Source organism: Vibrio mimicus CAIM 602 (assembly GCF_000338875.1).
In the GTDB taxonomy this organism is placed as follows: domain Bacteria; phylum Pseudomonadota; class Gammaproteobacteria; order Enterobacterales; family Vibrionaceae; genus Vibrio; species Vibrio mimicus.
In genome coordinates this window covers 13,054-31,130 of sequence record NZ_AOMO01000024.1, presented here as the reverse complement: position 1 = coordinate 31,130, position 18,077 = coordinate 13,054, and the positions used below count along the sequence as shown (strand labels likewise).

The window sequence follows — 18,077 nt, the reverse complement described above, 5'->3', positions numbered from 1 at the left end:
CGGAGAACAAACATTATGAACATTTTGCTATTTAGTAACGGTAAGGTCAGTGGCAACGAAACATTGCTGCAATTTGGTTTAGATTGGATTGAGGCGGCGGTTAAGCGCACTGGCGCGAAGCGGTTCTTGTTTATTCCTTACGCGATGATTCGAGGCAACTATGATGATCGCCTTGATCAGTTAGAGCAGGTATTGAGCCATTCGGTGCACAAGTCTCAGGTATTCATCACGCAGAAGATCCGGTCAAAGCCGTTGAAGAAGCCGATGCCTTTATTGTGAGTGGCGGTAATACTTGGGTGCTGAATAAGCAACTGCATGATTTGGGGCTGGTTCGTCCGCTTCGTCAGGCTATTCTAAAATCCAATAAACTGTTTATTGGCTGGAGTGCGGGAACCAACATTGCTTGCCCAACAATCCGTACTACGAACGACATGCCGATTGTTTCTGCTGCCATTTTGCCAGCACTGAATCTGGTGCCATTCCAAATCAACCCGCACTACATTGAGGCCTCCATTTCCGGCCATATGGGTGAAACTCGTGATGAACGTATCGAAGAGTTTTTGATTGAAAACCCTCATGAAATCGTGGTTGGAATTCCAGAAGGAACGTTACTGGAAGTGTGTGGTGAAACCTTGCGTTATTACAGTTCCGCAGAGACACGATTGAAACTCTTCCGTCATGGATGTGAAGCAGAGTATTTCGATTCAGGTGAAGACCTAAGCCATTTGCTGCAACACGGCTGCTAAGCCAGTATTTTCTCGCGGTTAAGGTAAAAAGAAGCAGGGCTTTTGTTCTGCTTCTTCTGTTTTAACTAAGTGCAGCGTACAGTGCTTGCAGTGAATTTGGCCGAGCGAGGTAATAGCCTTGGAAAAAATCAATCGCCAAGTTTTTCATCATTTCTAACTGTTCTTGGCTTTCAATACCTTCAATCACAGTTGGCGTATTGGTTGCCTGAGCATATTGCAAAATGTCGTCCAACACATGGGGGTGGCCTGCGCAGTAGGCTTCGAGTAAGCCCTTATCGAGCTTGATGATGTGCGGCTGGATCAAATCAACACGCCGAATGTCAGAAGCAAAGCTTCCGTAATCATCAATCGCCACCTGAAACCCGCACTCTTTAAGGTAGGTGCCTGCTTTACACAGCAGATCTTCACTTGCAGAGTGAGATTCGGTTATCTCAAGCACCACTTGTCCCGGAGAAAGGCCGAGTTCGCGGATCCGCTGTACCAGCAGCATGGATGAAAGTGCTTGAGCAATATTGTATACGCTCGAAACCGGAAGAATGTTGAGAAATAACTTATGGGCAGTGAAAGGGCTTTGTGCAAAGTTTCTGATATGAATCACTCGGCTTAATCGGTCGATATTAATGCAATCTTCAGCCGAATTATGGTCAAGATTGAGAACAAGATTGGGAGCGATGGGGGTTTGAGTTTGAGTATCGAACACCCGCAATAATGCCTCGAGACCGAGTACTTCTCCTGATTGAGCGAAGATAGGTTGATAGACGCTACTGAGTTCAAAATGTTGATATTTTGCGTGCCACAAATCTTCATCATCTTGAAATAGATGGACACTAAACTCTGCCCTTGAACTGATCACCATACAACACTCCGATTTCTTGCTCGCGAGAAGCTTGCTAAAGCTTTAAACCCCAAAAATACGAGACTTATTCCTTCAAACAGGGTTAAACACTTACTTATTGTAGTGAATAGTGTAATCGATTACTGAATCAATTTTGATTCACGGGTCGAAATAAGTCAGAAGAGTGAGATGTACAGCGACTCATTAGAAGACATGAAAAATGGACTTTGGATTGTGTAACGTATTGAAATTAAAAAATAAGGCTCCCAATGGAGCCTTAATATTAAGAAGGTTTTCAATATCTTATATGAATTAAGCTTTTGTGACTTTCACTCGAAAAAGCACCGCATAGAACAGCGGGATTACCACTAAGGTCAGAATGGTGGCAAACAGCAAACCAAACATAATGGTGACTGCCATACTTTTAAAGAAAGGATCTACCAGCAGTGGTGCTACACCTAAAATCGTGGTGAACGCACCCAGCAAAACTGGGCGGGCACGACTCACGGCGGCGTCAATAATCGCAAAGTAAGCGTCTTTCCCTTCTCGGATCTCAGCATCCGCTTGGTCAACCAATACAATTGCGTTTTTCACCATCATGCCAATCAAACTCAGGAAACCGAGAATCGCCATAAATTCGAATGGAGTTTGGAAAGCAATCAAACCTATGGTGACACCCACTACGGCAAAAGGGGCAGTCATCCAAATCACCAACGGCTGACGCAGCGCATTAAACATAAACACTACCGCCAGAATCATCGCCGCAAAACCGTAAGGCGCTGAAATCACTAAGCCTTCATTGGCGTCTTTCGATGCCTTGTATTCACCGTACCAAATCAGCTCATAACCCGCTGGCAGTTCAATCTGCTCGATTTTTTCGCGCACATTGTTGAAGACAGCCGCCGTCATCACACCGGGAGCAGGGTCGGCTTGTACCAAAATGGTCGGCATACGATTAATTCGGCGCAGCAAAGCATCTTGATAAACCGTGTTCACCGAATCCACTAACTGACTCACCGGAATGTAGCGGCCTGTTTGTGCACTGAACACTTCGCTGTTTTCAATGGCGCGTTCGTGGTGACGCTCGCTTTCTGGCGCACGCACAATCAGCGGGATCAGGTCATTACCTTCGCGATAAACGCCCACATTGCGTCCGCTTAGGGTTTGAGCAATCGCTGCGCTGATTTCTTGCGTGGTTAAACCAAGGCGTTGAGCCTCTTGCGCTGAATACACAGGCTGCAATACGGGCACTTGCTGACGCCAGTCATCTTGCACGGCAATCAGGTTAGGATCATCGTGCATGATGGCTTTGGCTTGCTCGGCCAATTGGCGTAGCACATGGCTATCAGTGCCTTTGAAGCCAGCTTCAATCTTTTTACCGCCGCCGCGACCGAGCATGAACTTCCATACTTTGATCGAAGCATCTGGGTATTTCGCATCTAACTCGCTTTGCAGCTCACCGACCAGTGGCGCAATTTTGGTGTAATCATCAATGTCGATGAGGAGTTGGCCATAACTTGGGTTACGTGCTTCTGGCGAATAAGTCAGCATGAAACGCAGACCACCCCCACCAATAAAACTGGTGATGTTAGTGATGCCTTCTTTTTGTGCCACATCTTTCTCAATGCTTGCGACAACCTGTTCAGTACGGTGAATGTCAGAGCCTTGCGGCAGATACACATCCACCACAAATTGTGGGCGTTGTGATTCCGGCATAAAACCCGGTGGAATGAATTGAGCGCCCCAAATTGCGGCAATCAGAGTTCCGAGCAGCATCAAGCAACTCACTACTCGGTGACTCAACACCCACTGCAATACGTTTTTATAACCCGTGACCAACTTGGATGGTTTGGCTTGCAGGTTTTGCGCTTTCGCACGCAAGAAGTCGTGACACAGCATAGGAGTTACTGTCACCGCAAACACCCAGCTCAAAAACATTGAGTAGAGGATCACCCAAAACAGCGAGCCTGCGTATTCGCCCATATCAGAAGGGGAGAGGCCAATCGCGCTGAAGGCGAAAATCCCTACTACAGTACCCCCAAGCAGTGGCCATTTGGTGGTATTGACCACTTCCGACACGACTTGCTGTTTATCTGCATTCGGCTCTTGCTGAAAACGTACTAGCACGCCATCAGTAACCACAATGGCGTTATCGACCAACATGCCGAGTGCGATGATGAGTGCACCTAACGAAATCCGCTGCATCGCGATGTCGTCAATCAACATAATGCACAAGGTGCCGGCGACGGTCAGCAGCAGAACAAAGCCGATGATCACGCCGGAACGAACACCCATAAACAGCAGCAAAACCACAAACACAATCGCAACTGCCGCTATCAGGTTGTCAATAAAGTTGGCCACTGAAGCGCGAACCGAGTCAGACTGCATGGAGATCACATGCAGCTCCATCCCTAGCGGGCGTTGGCCTTCAAGTTCAGCCAAACGTGCTTTGACGGCATCGCCCATCTCGACCACGTTACCGCCAGTCACATTGGATATACCAAAACCAATCGCTCGTTGGCCGTTATAACGCATCAGCATGGAAGCGGGTTCGGTGTATCCGCGGCTAATATTGGCAATATCACCAAGGCGAACTACGGCATTATTGCTGCCCACTGCGACTTGTAAGTTATTGAGTTCAGCAAACGAGTTGATGTTGGAGGTAGGGATAACCGGAATGCGCATCGCATTCGCATCGACACTGCCTGCCACTGTCACTAAGCTCTGCTTTTGCAGCACTTGCAAAACACGTTCAACCGATAGACCGAATTCTGCCATACGCTCGCTGGACATTTCGATGAAAATCGCTTCTTGCTGTTCGGCTAAAGTAGCGGCTTTGGCGACTCCTGGTACGAGCACCAGCTCACGGCGCAAAGTATCGACATAATCTTGCAACTGCTTATCGCTAAAGCCTTCTCCTGTCACCGCATAAAAGAGAGCATACACATCGGAAAAATCATCGTTAACGATGGAGGCCCCCGCTCCGGGTGGAAGCTGGCGTTGGGCATCGGCCACTTTACGGCGTAACTTATCCCACACCTGTTGCAGTTGAGCCGATGATTTCGCAAATTCGAGTTTGATCTCAACCGTTACTTCGGAGCGGCCTTGCATCGAAACCGATTTCACTTCTTTCAGCTCTTGCAGCGCTTGCACCGCGCCTTCAATTACATCGGTGACTTCATCGGAGACTTCTTGCGCCGTTGCACCCGGATACGGGGTAATAATCACCGCTTGGCGAATCACGAATTCAGGATCTTCAAAGCGACCTAATTTCAGGTAGCTGATGTAGCCACCAATCAAGGTGAGGGCAATCAGCACCCAAACGCTGGTGCGTTTCGCAATGGTATAACGTGCAATATCCATTATTGGGCTCCGTTATTATCCGTGTATGGGCGTACTGGCATGCCTTCCCTCACACTGGATACACCAGCGATGATCACTCGCTCACCCGGTTGTAAGTGCTGCTTGATGACTACGCGATCTTTATAGGTGGTGCCAATTTCCACATAACGTTTTTCGGTATGGTCTTGGGCGTTCACCACCCAGACAAACTGTTTGCCTTGGTTATCAGGAACTAATGCTGTGAGTGGGAGAGTAATCAACGCGTTTTTGCCTTGAGCACTTTCTGGCACAGGGAGAACTTTGGCAGACATACCCGGCATCACGCGGAACCCTTTCAAATCATCAAAACCAAGTACCACAGAATAAGTTTGAGAATCTGGGCTCGGTTGAGTGGAGTAGGTGCGTAATTGCAAATCAAACTGCTGATCAGGAATCGCACTGAGCTCGGCAATTGCACGTGTATTACGCACGCCGGAAAGCATCACACGATGTGGGATTTCGATGACCACTTCCAAATCGCTGAGATCTTGCAGCGTCATGATCACCTGATTGGCTTGTACTTGAGCAAAGTTCTCAACCACTTTTTCACTGATGATGCCATCGAAAGGCGCGGTGATTTGGGTGTACTCGAGTTTGCGTTTGGCATCTTCCACACGGTTTTTCGCAAGGTCATAGCGATTGGTGACTTTATCCAATTCAGCTTTAGAAATGGCTTGGGTTTTCTCAAAAATGGCTTTCGCGCGACGATATTCTTGCTCGGTGTTTTTTAGTTCAAGCTGTGCAGCTTCGAGAGCGGTTTTGGCATCTCTTGAATCTAGTGTAGCCAGCCGTTGCCCCTTCTTAACTTGGTCGCCTTCTTTCACTGCGATATCAGTCAAACGACCGCTGATCCGAAACGCCAGATCGGCACGCTGCGCTGCTCTCACCACACCATTAAAAGTGAGATCGGAAGCGCGTTGGCTCGCCACCACTTCCGTTAACGCTGGTTTGATCACTGGTGCAGGAGCACTCACTTGTGGTGCTTCCCCACAACCTGCAAGCAGTAAGGTTGAAGCGATGACAGCACTGAGCACTGTGCGTTTGGCAACAAAGCCGCGAATGAAAGACTGAGTCATGATGTTTTGTTCCTCAATTCGATAATCGGGAAAGTCAGTAATAGATGAAACCGCCGTTAGCCATTTTTTCTTTCGAAGCAGAATTCGATGTATCTGTAACGATCGTTTATCACTAGCCATGCGGAAATTTTGCGCATGATAGCGTGAGAGGAATACAAAAGTAAACTCACGAGTATACTTTTCAAAAGTTCGCGCTATAGTGTTGGTTCATTACATTGAGGAATAACATCGGTATGAAGTTAAGTGAACAAAAACGCTTGGCCTTAATTGACGCGGCGATAGAAGAATTTACTCAGTTTGGTTTCCATGCTGCGAATATGGATCGTGTTTGTGAGCGGGCAGGAACGTCAAAACGCACCTTGTACCGTCATTTTGTGAGTAAAGAGCGGCTCTTTGTTGAGGTGATCGATGCGTTGGTAGCACAACCACACGATTCAGGTTTCGTGTATCAGCCACAGCACCCGATCGGCGAGCAGTTGCATCATTACCTCTCGATGAAGATCGAGGTGTTGTATCAGCAGATTGGTCTTAACGTTATTCGTATGATTATTGGCGAATTTATTCGCGATCCTTCCCTGACTCAGCAATATCTCTCCTTAATGGGTGCAAAAGATCCTGCACTAAGTGCTTGGCTAGATGCTGCGATTCAAGATAAAAAACTCATCGATAAAGATGCAACGCAGATGGCTAGAACGTTGATGAATCTCTTTCACGGTCAATTTTTATGGCCGCAGTTGTTAGCCGCTGTGGAGCTTCCCGATGCGAAGCAACAGCAGCAAATCATCGATGAAGTTGTGAGAGTGTTTGTGATGAGTTATGCCGCTCCTTAATGTGTATGCTGAGTGAGTGCTGAACATACGCCTGTAGTCGGTGAATAAAAGAATGGCTTTTCATTTGGTGCAGATGGGCGCAAGATGCATTTTTTATTGCTAAATCACTCTCGCACAAGGGATGCAGAAGCTTTCTTTTTCCCCAATGCGAACCTCGATGAGGAGCCTTCTTATGTTATTGACTGACTTTCCACTCTTTCACCAAACCGCTTTCATTAATGGCGAATGGGTTTCTGGTGAGCAGCACATAAGGCATAGGGTAGAAAACCCTTTTGACGGCAGTGAAATTGGCAGTGTGCCGCAATTGACCAGTGCTGAAGTACATGCCGCCATTGCGGGTGCTGAAGCTGCACAGGCTCAGTGGCGTAAGCAAACCGCAGACACCAAAGCGAAAGTGTTGCGTCGCTGGTATGAGTTAATTGAACAACATCATGAATCGCTCGCGACCTTATTAACGCTTGAGCAGGGGAAACCGTTGGCAGAAGCCAAAGGAGAGATCCACTACGCCGCAAGTTTTGTTGAATGGTATGCCGAAGAAGCCAAACGTGCATATGGCGAACTGATCCCATCCCATAAAACCGATGCGCGTATTTTGGTTTCGCGTCAGCCTGTTGGTGTAGTTGCAGCGATTACGCCATGGAATTTCCCAGCGGCGATGATCACTCGCAAATGTGCTCCTGCCTTTGCAGCAGGTTGTGCCGTAGTGTTAAAACCCGCGCCTGACACTCCGTTTACTGCCTTAGCTCTGGCCGATCTTGCTCAACAAGCGGGAATCCCTGATGGTTTGTTCCAAGTCGTGACCGGAGAGGCGATTGAAGTTGGGCAAGCCCTGACGGAAAGCAAAACTGTGCGTAAACTTTCCTTCACGGGTTCAACCGGTGTCGGCAAACTTTTGATGGCACAAAGTGCCAACAGTGTGAAAAAGCTATCTCTAGAGTTGGGTGGAAATGCCCCATTTATTGTGTTTGAGGATGCAGACATCAATGCCGCGATTGATGGTGTTATGGTGGCGAAATTCCGTAATGCTGGGCAAACCTGCGTGTGCGCTAACCGGATTTATGTCATGATGCGGTGTACGATCAATTTGTGGCTAAGTTGGTGGATCGCGTCAGCAAACTCAAAGTCGGTAACGGTTTGGATGAGGGCGTGAATATCGGTCCGCTGATTAATGATGCGGCGGTAGCCAAAGTCACGTCGCATATTATCGATGCACAAAGTAAAGGCGCAAAAGTGGTGTTTGGTGAACTGCCTCAAGCGGGAAGCCGTTTATTCCAACCACATATTCTGACGGAAGTGACGGATGAGATGCGTGTGGCGAGCGAAGAGACTTTTGGGCCGTTGGCAGCACTGTTCCGTTTTAGTTCTGAGCAAGAGGTGATTGAACGAGCGAATGCTACCGATTCTGGTTTGGCTGCGTATTGTTATACCCAGTCATTGAGCCGTGCTTGGCGCATGAGTGAAGCCTTGGAAGTGGGTATTGTGGGGATCAATGAAGGGTTGATTTCAACCACGTTAGCCCCTTTTGGTGGCATCAAAGAATCTGGTCTTGGCCGAGAAGGGGCAAAGCATGGGCTTGAAGAATACCTTGAAGTCAAATATACCCTTATGGGTGGACTAGCTTAGGTTTAGTCGTTTCACTGGTTTGCCCATTCAGTGGCAACCATTTAAGCGGGCCATTGGTTTCAAAATCATTGGCTCGCTGACAAGAAAGATAAACCTCACCGACTAAAATCACTGCACCTTCCGAATAGGCTTGATCTTGGTAGTAGCAAACGCGTTTAGCAATATCATCACCAATCACCACGGGTAAAGTGGTGGTTGTCGGTGCGGCTTGCAACGCGACACTGTAACTTAATAGAGCAAGAACCCCGATCGCTTTTAGCATCCAACCTCCAGTCATGATTTAACCAAACTGCCTTTCATAGCGTGGCAACATACTCTCATTACCCAGTAAACCGCCTTGATGAAGATAAAGCAAGTTTTGGGCTGGGTTTGCTTCTCGCCAAGGTAACAGTAATCGCCACATTAAAGGGTCATACAGCAAATCAAATTCGACATGAGTTTGGGTGAGTAGGTTTTGCCAAATTTGGTAATCCTCAGCATAGAGGTGACCAAAGTAATGTTTGGTTGATGGCGCAATAATGGTGGGATGAGAGGTTTCATCGAGCGACAGAAATTGCTCGCGTAAATATGCTTCATCGCCCACGCAAGGGCAAGTTAACACTTCAACTCCATGTGGCTGCAAATGCTTGTGCAGATAAAGCGCGGTTGTGCCAGTGCCGGAAGGTAAAGCAACGACCCACTCCTGTGGTGCTTGGTGGCGGATCCATTCCAGTATTTCCATTGCCAACTGCTTAATTCCCGGTTCTGCTAAGGTGCTGCGTCCACCTTCTTCAATCACTAAGCAATCAGTTCCCGCGTTCCTATTGCGCTCAATAAACTCTCTAGGATGCGCTGCGCCAAGTGGACGCGTCTCGATAATTTGAGCTCCCAATTCCAGTGCGCCGCGATAGTTACCAATCGGGTAGTTTTTTAGCCAAGTGGGGATGTGATCAACATAGAACTCTAGATTCCAACCGCGCAGTTTGGCGAGGGCCGCAAAAGAGTAAAGCGAGTTTGCTTGCGCTGAACCGTAGCTGATTAAGGTTGTGACGCCGGGAAAATCGCCTTCAAGCAAAGCCATCAATTTACGGGCTTTGTTGCCACTAAAGTGCGGATGGAGTTTGTCATCGCGTTTAAGGTGAAATGCAAGCCCTTCAAAACGGTGCTCAGTGATAGGAGATTGTGCAATCAGCATAGGGAAATCTAGCGGTGAATTGGGCTGGTCATTATACGCAGATTGATCTCCTCGACTACCTGATTGAGTCAAAGTAGAGGGCTTAAACGGCAAATCAACGAATAAAAAAACGCCCAAAACAATCTGGTTTTGGGCGTACACAAGTATAGGAGTTAATAAAAAGGAAAAGCAGCGTAGTCGGTGACAGTCAGTCGAGAAACAAGTTTGACGGCCAGTAAAACTCTCAAAGCTCTGTCAATCACGTCTATTCAGACTGGGCTATTGGCAAAGAGTTCCAAGGGTTCGCAAAAAATTTTAAAAATTTTTTTGTTAGGCACTTTCCTCTTTCAAGCAAGAACTTAGTTTCTTCTGGTCAGACCATAAAGAGAAAGTGTGATGTTAATCGCTTGTTAATCAAATGTGGCGAGAGTATATTTCAAACAGGTGTTTGATACGAGTGATTGAAATGGCATTACGCAGCAGTACTAAGGAAAAAATACTCGATGTGGCAGAAGGGCTTTTCGCAGAATACGGATTTAATGATACCTCTCTGCGCACCATCACCAGCAAAGCGGGAGTGAATCTGGCCTCCGTGAATTACCATTTTGGTGACAAAAAAACCTTAGTTCGGGCGGTTCTCAACCGTTACCTCGAAGCGTTCATGCCTGAGATGAAGCAGTCTTTAGAGTTGCTGAACGAGCGAGATGATTACGACATGGCGGAGGTATTTGAAGCACTGCGTGTTCCGCTACGTTCGCTTAATGAATTGCGCCCTAATGGCACCAGTCGTTTTATGTTACTGATTGGCCGTGGCTATACCGATGTGCAAGGACATTTGCGTTGGTTCATCACTAATCGTTACAACGATGTGCTGACTTTATTTACGGATTCTGTGCTTAAGGCGAATCCAAGCTTAACGCGAGAAACTTTGTTCTGGCGTCTGCATTTCACCTTGGGTACGTGCGTCTTTACCATGGCCTCCAGTCAGGCGTTGGCGGAGATTGCAGAAAATGATTTTGGAAGCAAAGTTGACCCTAAATCTGTGGTTGATCAATTGATTCCATACCTCGCAGCGGGCGTTGCTGCAAAATAATATAACTAATTGATAAATATAATAAAACCAATCTCCCAACACCGCTGAAGCGTCAAGTGGAAAGGGATAACACGTGAACAAAAGGATCTGAATATGAGCTCTCTACGCAGAAAATGGATCAGTGACCCCGCTTTCAAAATGTTTAAAAAAATGCTTCCTCCTCTGTCACAAACCGAGAAAGAAGCGATGGAAGCGGGCAGTGTATGGTGGGATGGGGAACTGTTCTCTGGTAAACCTGATTTCACCAAGTTGCACCATTACCCTAAACCTACCTTGTCGGCAGAAGAACAGGCTTTCATCAACAACGAGCTAGAAACGCTGCTCAGCATGTTGGATGACTACAAGATAGTGAAAGAAGATCGCGACCTGCCTAAAGAGGTTTGGGATTTTCTACGTAAAGAGCGCTTCTTCTCGCTGATTATTTCTAAAGAGTATGGCGGCCGCGAATTTTCTGCGCTGGCGAACTCCACCATAGTGTCACGCATTGCTACGCGCAGCATTAGTACCGCGGTAACCGTGATGGTGCCCAACTCATTAGGCCCAGGTGAACTGTTGTCTCACTACGGTACACAAGCACAAAAAGATTACTGGTTGCCACGTTTGGCCGATGGTACAGACATTCCTTGCTTTGCACTGACCGGACCAGAAGCGGGTTCCGATGCGGGCGGCATTCCCGATCAAGGTGTGGTCTGTTATGGCAAACATGAAGGCAAAGACGTTTTAGGCGTTCGTTTGAGTTGGAACAAGCGTTATATCACGCTTGCTCCCGTCGCGACGGTGCTTGGTCTGGCTTTCAAGCTGAATGATCCAGAGCATCTGCTGGGTGATAAAGAAGACATCGGTATCACTTGTGCGCTCATCCCTGCTTCCCATGAAGGGGTGGAAATTGGTGAACGCCACGACCCATTAGGCTTGGCCTTTATGAACGGTCCAACTCGCGGTCAAGATGTGTTCATTCCAATGGATTGGTTGATTGGCGGGGCGGATTACGCAGGCAAAGGCTGGCGTATGTTGGTGGAGTGTCTTTCGGCTGGACGCGGTATTTCATTGCCAGCTTTGGGCACGGCGATTGGTCATCTCACTGCACGTACCACAGGGGCATACGGTTATGTGCGTAAGCAATTTGGTATGTCGATCGGCAAGTTTGAAGGTGTGGCAGAGGCGATGGGGCGCATTGGTGGTTTAACTTATCTGCTTGAAGCCACACGTACACTGACCACTACAGCATTGGATTTGAAAGAAAAACCGGGGATTGTCACGGCGATCGCGAAATATCACATGACAGAAATCGCCCGCACGATTCTGAATGATTCAATGGATATCCACTCTGGTCGCGCTATTCAAGATGGCCCAATGAACTACCTGGCAACGCATTACTTAGGTATTCCGGTAGCGATTACTGTGGAAGGAGCGAACATTCTGACGCGTAACCTGATGATCTTTGGCCAAGGTGCGACTCGTTGCCATCCTTATGTCTTAAAAGAGATGGAAGCCGCGGCCAATCCAGATCAGCAAGAAGGGGCAAAAGAGTTTGATGAGCTGCTGTTTAAGCACATCGCACACGCGACCAAAAATAGCTTTGGCGCTTTGTTCGCGGCACTTACGGGCTCACGCTTTATCAAAGCCAACATGAGTGGCCCAACGCAGGGCTACTATAAACAGATGACACGTTTAAGCCGAGCATTGGCAGTGAGTGCGGATGTGGCGATGCTGACGTTAGGTGGTGAGTTGAAACGTAAAGAGATGATTTCTGCACGCCTAGGAGATGCCTTGAGCTACCTCTACATGGGTTCTGCGGTACTGAAAAAATACGAAGACGAAGGTCGCCACCAAGCGGATCTGGACTACGTACACTACGCCATGCAGTACTGTTTGCACCATGCAGCGAAATCACTTAATGAAGCGTATCGCAACTATCCGGTGAATGGTGTTGGCACATTACTCAAAGGCTTGCTTTTCCCTCTTGGTAATCGCTTTGCGCCGCCGAGTGATGAACTGGCGGTGAAATTGGCTGAGAGCTTAATGACTCCCGGAGCGCATCGTGATCGCTTAACTCAACTTTGTTACATAGGTAAAGAAGAAGACGATAGCGTTGGCTTGATGGAAAAAGCGTTTTTGGCTATGTACAGCATCAAAGGCTTAGAGCGTAAACTGCAACAAGGGGTGAAAGAGGGCAAAGTGGCACGCAAAGGGTTACTCGCGGAGCGTTTAGAACAAGCACAACAAGCGGGTGTGCTCAGTGCCGATGAAGTGGCTTCGATTCTGGCCGCCGAAAAACTGCGTAGCCGCGCGATTCAGGTGGATCACTTCAGCCATGATTTCTCGCAAATCCATACCCATCAAACCACCAAACCTAAGTTAAACAGTGTGGCGTAACGGGTGAGATAGTGTGTCGAGGGCTTCTAATCAGAAGCCCTCTTTGTTTTTATTGACTGAGTTTTTTGTGAGCATAAAGGGAAATCCTCGGCGCTGAGTGATCCAACCACTGGCCATTTTCGGCGAAATTGAGAGAAATTAGATGCGATTTATGTCTGAACCTTTTATCCTAGCGACGATTTTTTAAGGAATTTGAATATGATCATCAAACCTAAAATTCGTGGATTTATCTGTACAACAACGCACCCAGTGGGTTGTGAAGCGAACGTAAAAGAACAAATTGCCTACACGAAAGCGCAAGGTCCAATCAAAAATGCACCTAAGCGCGTGTTGGTTGTCGGATCGTCTAGCGGCTATGGTCTGTCATCACGCATCGCTGCGGCGTTTGGCGGTGGTGCGGCAACGATCGGTGTATTTTTTGAAAAGCCGGGTACCGACAAAAAGCCAGGTACAGCGGGCTTCTACAATGCTGCAGCATTTGACAAATTGGCTCATGAAGCGGGTTTGTACGCGAAAAGCCTCAATGGTGATGCTTTCTCTCATGAAGCAAAACAAAAAGCGATTGAGCTGATCAAGCAAGACCTAGGTCAAATTGATCTGGTGGTTTACTCACTGGCTTCTCCAGTACGTAAGATGCCAGACACAGGTGAGTTGGTGCGTTCAGCACTGAAACCAATCGGCGAAACCTACACGTCAACCGCGGTTGATACCAATAAAGATGTGATCATCGAAGCCAGTGTTGAGCCAGCGACCGAGCAAGAAATCGCTGACACCGTTACTGTAATGGGCGGTCAGGATTGGGAACTGTGGATTCAAGCGCTTGAAGAAGCGGGTGTACTGGCAGAAGGTTGCAAAACCGTTGCTTACAGCTACATCGGTACTGAATTGACTTGGCCAATCTACTGGGATGGTGCTTTAGGCCGTGCCAAGATGGACTTAGATCGTGCAGCGACTGCGCTGAACGAGAAACTCTCTGCCAAAGGCGGAACAGCGAACGTCGCGGTATTGAAATCGGTTGTGACTCAAGCAAGCTCAGCGATTCCTGTTATGCCGCTCTACATCGCCATGGTCTTCAAGAAAATGCGCGAAGAGGGTGTACATGAAGGCTGTATGGAACAGATCTACCGCATGTTCAGCCAGCGTCTATACAAAGAAGATGGTTCAGCGCCTGAAGTGGATGACCATAATCGCCTGCGTTTGGATGATTTAGAACTGCGTGATGACATTCAGCAACACTGCCGTGACCTGTGGCCACAAATCACTACAGAGAACCTGCGTGAGCTGACTGACTACGACATGTACAAAGAAGAGTTTATCAAGCTGTTTGGCTTTGGGATTGAAGGCATTGATTACGATGCTGACGTTAACCCAGAAGTTGAATTTGCAGTGATTGATATCGAGTAAAAGTACTCGCTTTTACCCTAAAAAGGCGCGTTATCGCGCCTTTTTTTATACTGTGAGTTCGGGCTTTAAAACTTGCGAAACGAAGCCAGCCTTTGGGCTTAATGGTCAATACAGCTCTTTCTGAAGCAAAACAAAAAGCGGAGCCTAGGCTCCGCTTTTTGTTTTGTGTTCGACAATCAGAAATTAACGAGCACGGAAGACGATGCGACCTTTAGACAAATCGTAAGGAGTCATCTCTACAGTGACTTTGTCACCAGTCAGAATGCGGATGTAGTTTTTACGCATTTTTCCAGAGATGTGAGCTGTCACTATGTGACCATTTTCAAGCTCTACACGGAACATTGTGTTAGGAAGAGTATCAAGGACAGTGCCTTGCATCTCAATTACGTCTTCTTTAGCCATTTAATCCTCTTTAGAAATTTGGCGATCTTTAACGGCGCTGGATTCTGCCATTAAACGTTCAATATGGGAAGTTGCGGCGTATTCTACCCTTGCCAACGTTGATTTACTAGCCTTTGATGCGGATTGAACCTGACTTTGTAGTTCATTGCTGGGCATTCATCGATTTGATATCCCAAATAAAGCCACTGCTTTTTGGTCTGTTGGCAGTAATTCAACTGACAAAGCACGGCTAAGGTGCCTAAAGAGAGCGTAATATCGGGGTCATAGAAGGTGTAGAAAGCGCTCGCACTGTTAGGGAGCAAATCGGTAACCGCAATCGCAACCAACTTTTCTCCCTCATAAAGATGTAAATATTGAGTATTGAGCCATTTTGAACGAGCAAATTTGGCAAATTCCATTTTATTGGGGGGATACATAGAGCCGTGTCGATGGCGGGCAAAAATATAACGTGCGTAAAGTTGATACCAATCGTCATCCATTTCTGGCTTCAATTGCCAATGAAAAGTGTGGTCGAGCAGTTTCAATAAACGTTTCTGGCTTTTACTCGGTACAAAATTGGGTACAGGAAGACGCAACGCCTGACACGCTTGGCAGTGATCACAATGAGGTTTGTAAATGGTATCGCCACTGCGCCGAAAACCATTGGCCATTAATACTTCATACGTTTCCGGAGATTGCATCTGTGGATCAATTGCCACAGCGACACGCTCCATCCGATCGGATAGGTAGCTACAAGGGTGGTTATTGGTTAATCCAATACGAATTTGCTGAATGTCTGAGCTCATGCATCAATCCTCAAGGGCACATGGCGAAGTAGGTGTGGCGAGCCACTGAGGTTCAAAACAGCCACGGAGCACCTGCTTCTCCTTAAAAGATAGCAACGATTGGATAAATTGTTCACGGCTGAGCGTGGTTGCCCCCAAAGATTCGAGGTGAGGGTTCATAACCTGGCAATCAATCAACTGTCCCTTATGTCGCGCAAAATGGTCACAAAAATACCAGAGCGCAATTTTTGAAGCATTGGTCGCGAGGCTAAACATCGACTCCCCGCAAAAGAGTTGGCCAACCGAAATACCATAAAGCCCGCCAACCAGTTGTTCGCCTTGCCACACTTCTACCGAATGGCAACGACCTTGCTTAGCCAATTCACCATAAGCATGACGCATTTGGGTATTGAGCCAACGTTGATCGGCAGGGCGAGTTAACGCGCACTGCTCAATAACTTGTGACGTTGCTTGGTTAAGGCTAATTCGGTACTGATGTTTACGTTGGAACTTTTTCACGCTTTTTGAGGGCTGAAAACGTGCTGGTTGAAATACGGCACGTGGGGATGGACTCCACCATAGAATCGGGTCATTTGGCCCATACCAAGGAAAAATGCCTTGCTGATAGGCGGCCCAAATCCGCTCTGGGCTTAAGTCGCCTCCAAACGCTAACAGGCCGTTAGGTTCTTCTAAAGCCGTAAACGGGGAGGGGAAGGCGAGATCCTCCAGCGCTAATTCAGTCAGATAAATAGCCATCGTATTGGTTTACCTTGCAAGTCCCTGCGATAAATTCCAGAAGTGAATTGGCAGCTATGCGCCATCACTGACAATAGATTAGGGAGTGAGCGGCGATATTAGTGATTTTCCGTGGTTTTGCCAATCTTACTGCTTATGGAAAAGAAGGGCAGAACGTTGAATGCATAAACAGAAATAAAAATTCATTGTGAGCAAGATTAAGGCTAGCGCTTGTGATTGAATTTGGTTAGTCTGCGGATACGAAGAATTTTCGCCGCTACCCATAATCATAAGGACTTTCAGCGGCGCAAGGACACACAACATCCAATGGAAAGCTTGACTCTACAACCGATTAATCTCATCTCTGGGGAAGTGAATCTTCCCGGTTCAAAAAGCGTTTCAAATCGTGCGCTACTGCTGGCGGCTTTAGCTTCTGGTACTACTCGTCTAACGAATCTGCTCGATAGCGATGATATTCGCCATATGCTGAATGCATTAACCCAACTTGGGGTGAAGTATCGTCTCTCGGCAGATAAAACCACTTGTGAAGTGGAAGGCCTCGGCCAAGCGTTTCAAACCACTCAACCACTAGAGCTGTTTTTGGGCAATGCGGGCACGGCAATGCGTCCTTTAGCGGCGGCGCTATGCCTTGGTCAAGGCGAATATGTGCTGACGGGTGAGCCGCGCATGAAAGAGCGCCCGATTGGCCATTTAGTTGATGCACTGCGTCAAGCAGGAGCGCAAATTGAGTATCTGGAGCAGGAAAATTTCCCGCCGTTACGCATTCAAGGCACGGGATTGCAAGCGGGAACCGTGACTATCGATGGTTCTATTTCTAGCCAGTTTTTGACCGCCTTTTTAATGTCAGCACCGTTAGCGCAGGGTAAAGTGACTATCAAGATCGTTGGTGAGCTGGTTTCCAAACCTTACATCGATATTACGCTGCACATCATGGAGCAGTTTGGCGTACAAGTGATCAATCACGATTACCAAGAGTTTGTGATCCCGACTGGTCAATCTTATGTCTCTCCCGGAAACTTTTTAGTGGAAGGTGATGCGTCATCTGCCTCGTATTTCCTTGCAGCTGCTGCCATCAAAGGCGGTGAAGTGAAAGTCACGGGTATTGGTAAAAACAGTATCCAAGGTGATATTCAATTTGCTGATGCGTTAGAGAAAATGGGTGCGCAGATTGAGTGGGGTGATGATTACGTAATTTCACGTCGTGGTGAGCTTAATGCGGTTGATCTGGATTTCAATCATATCCCAGATGCGGCGATGACGATTGCCACGACAGCGCTGTTTGCTAAAGGCACTACGGCAATTCGTAACGTTTACAATTGGCGCGTAAAAGAGACCGATCGTTTGGCGGCGATGGCCACTGAATTGCGTAAAGTGGGTGCTACGGTAGAGGAAGGAGAGGATTTCATTGTGATTACTCCACCAGCCAAGCTCACTCATGCAGCGATCGATACCTATGATGACCACCGCATGGCTATGTGTTTTTCTCTGGTCGCCTTGAGTGATACGCCTGTGACTATTAATGATCCCAAGTGTACTTCAAAAACCTTCCCAGATTATTTTGAGAAGTTTGCTCAGTTAAGCCGCTAGAATACCTAACCAAAAAAGCGACCATAAATGGCCGCTTTTTTTAGAAATGTG

13 protein-coding genes and 2 pseudogenes are annotated in these 18,077 nt (G+C 47.5%); 7 read left to right on the top strand and 8 right to left on the bottom strand.

The window, feature by feature from the left end:
• Positions 1–15: 15 nt before the first annotated feature.
• A pseudogene (gene pepE, locus D908_RS0119030) lies at positions 16–746 on the top strand (dipeptidase PepE).
• 61 nt (positions 747–807) lie between these two features.
• On the opposite strand, the gene D908_RS13910 reads toward pepE, so the two are convergent.
• From D908_RS13910 to D908_RS13920, 3 genes are all read right to left on the bottom strand, one after another.
• Positions 808–1,602, bottom strand: a complete 795-nt coding sequence (locus tag D908_RS13910) for an EAL domain-containing protein (RefSeq protein ID WP_000237102.1) — start codon at positions 1,600–1,602, stop codon at positions 808–810.
• Between the two features lie 291 nt (positions 1,603–1,893).
• On the bottom strand, positions 1,894–4,944 hold the full coding sequence (vexD, locus tag D908_RS13915; protein WP_005523294.1) for an efflux RND transporter permease subunit VexD: 3,051 nt from the start codon (positions 4,942–4,944) through the stop codon (positions 1,894–1,896).
• A complete protein-coding gene (locus tag D908_RS13920) occupies positions 4,944–6,038 on the bottom strand; it encodes an efflux RND transporter periplasmic adaptor subunit (protein WP_005523293.1) in 1,095 nt (364 codons plus the stop codon). The genes vexD and D908_RS13920 overlap by 1 nt, the downstream gene beginning before the upstream one ends.
• 233 nt (positions 6,039–6,271) lie before the next feature.
• Here D908_RS13920 and D908_RS13925 point away from each other — a divergent pair, with 233 nt between their 5' ends.
• Positions 6,272–6,868, top strand: a complete 597-nt coding sequence (locus D908_RS13925; protein ID WP_005523292.1) for a TetR/AcrR family transcriptional regulator — start codon at positions 6,272–6,274, stop codon at positions 6,866–6,868.
• A gap of 172 nt (positions 6,869–7,040) precedes the next feature.
• Positions 7,041–8,491, top strand: a pseudogene (locus D908_RS0119025) (NAD-dependent succinate-semialdehyde dehydrogenase).
• On the opposite strand, the gene D908_RS13930 reads toward D908_RS0119025, so the two are convergent.
• Both D908_RS13930 and D908_RS13935 read right to left on the bottom strand, forming a co-directional pair.
• Positions 8,472–8,753 carry a YnjH family protein gene (locus D908_RS13930; protein ID WP_005523291.1) on the bottom strand — a complete coding sequence of 94 codons (282 nt, stop codon included), beginning with the start codon at positions 8,751–8,753 and terminating at the stop codon, positions 8,472–8,474. The pseudogene D908_RS0119025 and the gene D908_RS13930 overlap by 20 nt on opposite strands.
• Before the next feature lie 18 nt (positions 8,754–8,771).
• A complete protein-coding gene (locus tag D908_RS13935) occupies positions 8,772–9,665 on the bottom strand; it encodes a 1-aminocyclopropane-1-carboxylate deaminase/D-cysteine desulfhydrase (protein ID WP_005523290.1) in 894 nt (297 codons plus the stop codon).
• 445 nt (positions 9,666–10,110) lie between these two features.
• Here D908_RS13935 and psrA point away from each other — a divergent pair, with 445 nt between their 5' ends.
• The 3 genes from psrA to fabV all read left to right on the top strand — a co-directional run bounded on the left by psrA (position 10,111) and on the right by fabV (position 14,517).
• Positions 10,111–10,737 (top strand): TetR family transcriptional repressor PsrA, encoded by a 627-nt coding sequence (psrA, locus tag D908_RS13940; RefSeq protein WP_001208099.1) that lies wholly within the window; start codon positions 10,111–10,113, stop codon positions 10,735–10,737.
• Between the two features lie 93 nt (positions 10,738–10,830).
• Positions 10,831–13,113, top strand: a complete 2,283-nt coding sequence (locus tag D908_RS13945; RefSeq protein WP_005523289.1) for an acyl-CoA dehydrogenase — start codon at positions 10,831–10,833, stop codon at positions 13,111–13,113.
• Between the two features lie 198 nt (positions 13,114–13,311).
• Positions 13,312–14,517 carry an enoyl-ACP reductase FabV gene (gene fabV, locus D908_RS13950; protein WP_000584509.1) on the top strand — a complete coding sequence of 402 codons (1,206 nt, stop codon included), beginning with the start codon at positions 13,312–13,314 and terminating at the stop codon, positions 14,515–14,517.
• Between the two features lie 183 nt (positions 14,518–14,700).
• Here fabV and infA read toward each other — a convergent pair whose 3' ends face one another.
• From infA to aat, 3 genes are all read right to left on the bottom strand, one after another.
• Entirely contained in the window at positions 14,701–14,919 is a 219-nt protein-coding gene (gene infA, locus D908_RS13955; protein WP_001040191.1) for a translation initiation factor IF-1, read from the bottom strand.
• 83 nt (positions 14,920–15,002) lie between these two features.
• The gene (locus tag D908_RS13960) at positions 15,003–15,704 is read right to left on the bottom strand and encodes an arginyltransferase (RefSeq protein WP_005523288.1); all 702 of its coding nucleotides are present in this window, start codon (positions 15,702–15,704) and stop codon (positions 15,003–15,005) included.
• 3 nt (positions 15,705–15,707) lie between these two features.
• Positions 15,708–16,439 (bottom strand): leucyl/phenylalanyl-tRNA--protein transferase, encoded by a 732-nt coding sequence (gene aat, locus D908_RS13965; RefSeq protein WP_005523287.1) that lies wholly within the window; start codon positions 16,437–16,439, stop codon positions 15,708–15,710.
• Positions 16,440–16,745: 306 nt separating this feature from the next.
• On the opposite strand from aat, the gene aroA reads away from it, so the two are divergent.
• On the top strand, positions 16,746–18,026 hold the full coding sequence (gene aroA, locus D908_RS13970) for a 3-phosphoshikimate 1-carboxyvinyltransferase (RefSeq protein ID WP_000445272.1): 1,281 nt from the start codon (positions 16,746–16,748) through the stop codon (positions 18,024–18,026).
• Positions 18,027–18,077: the final 51 nt, after the last annotated feature.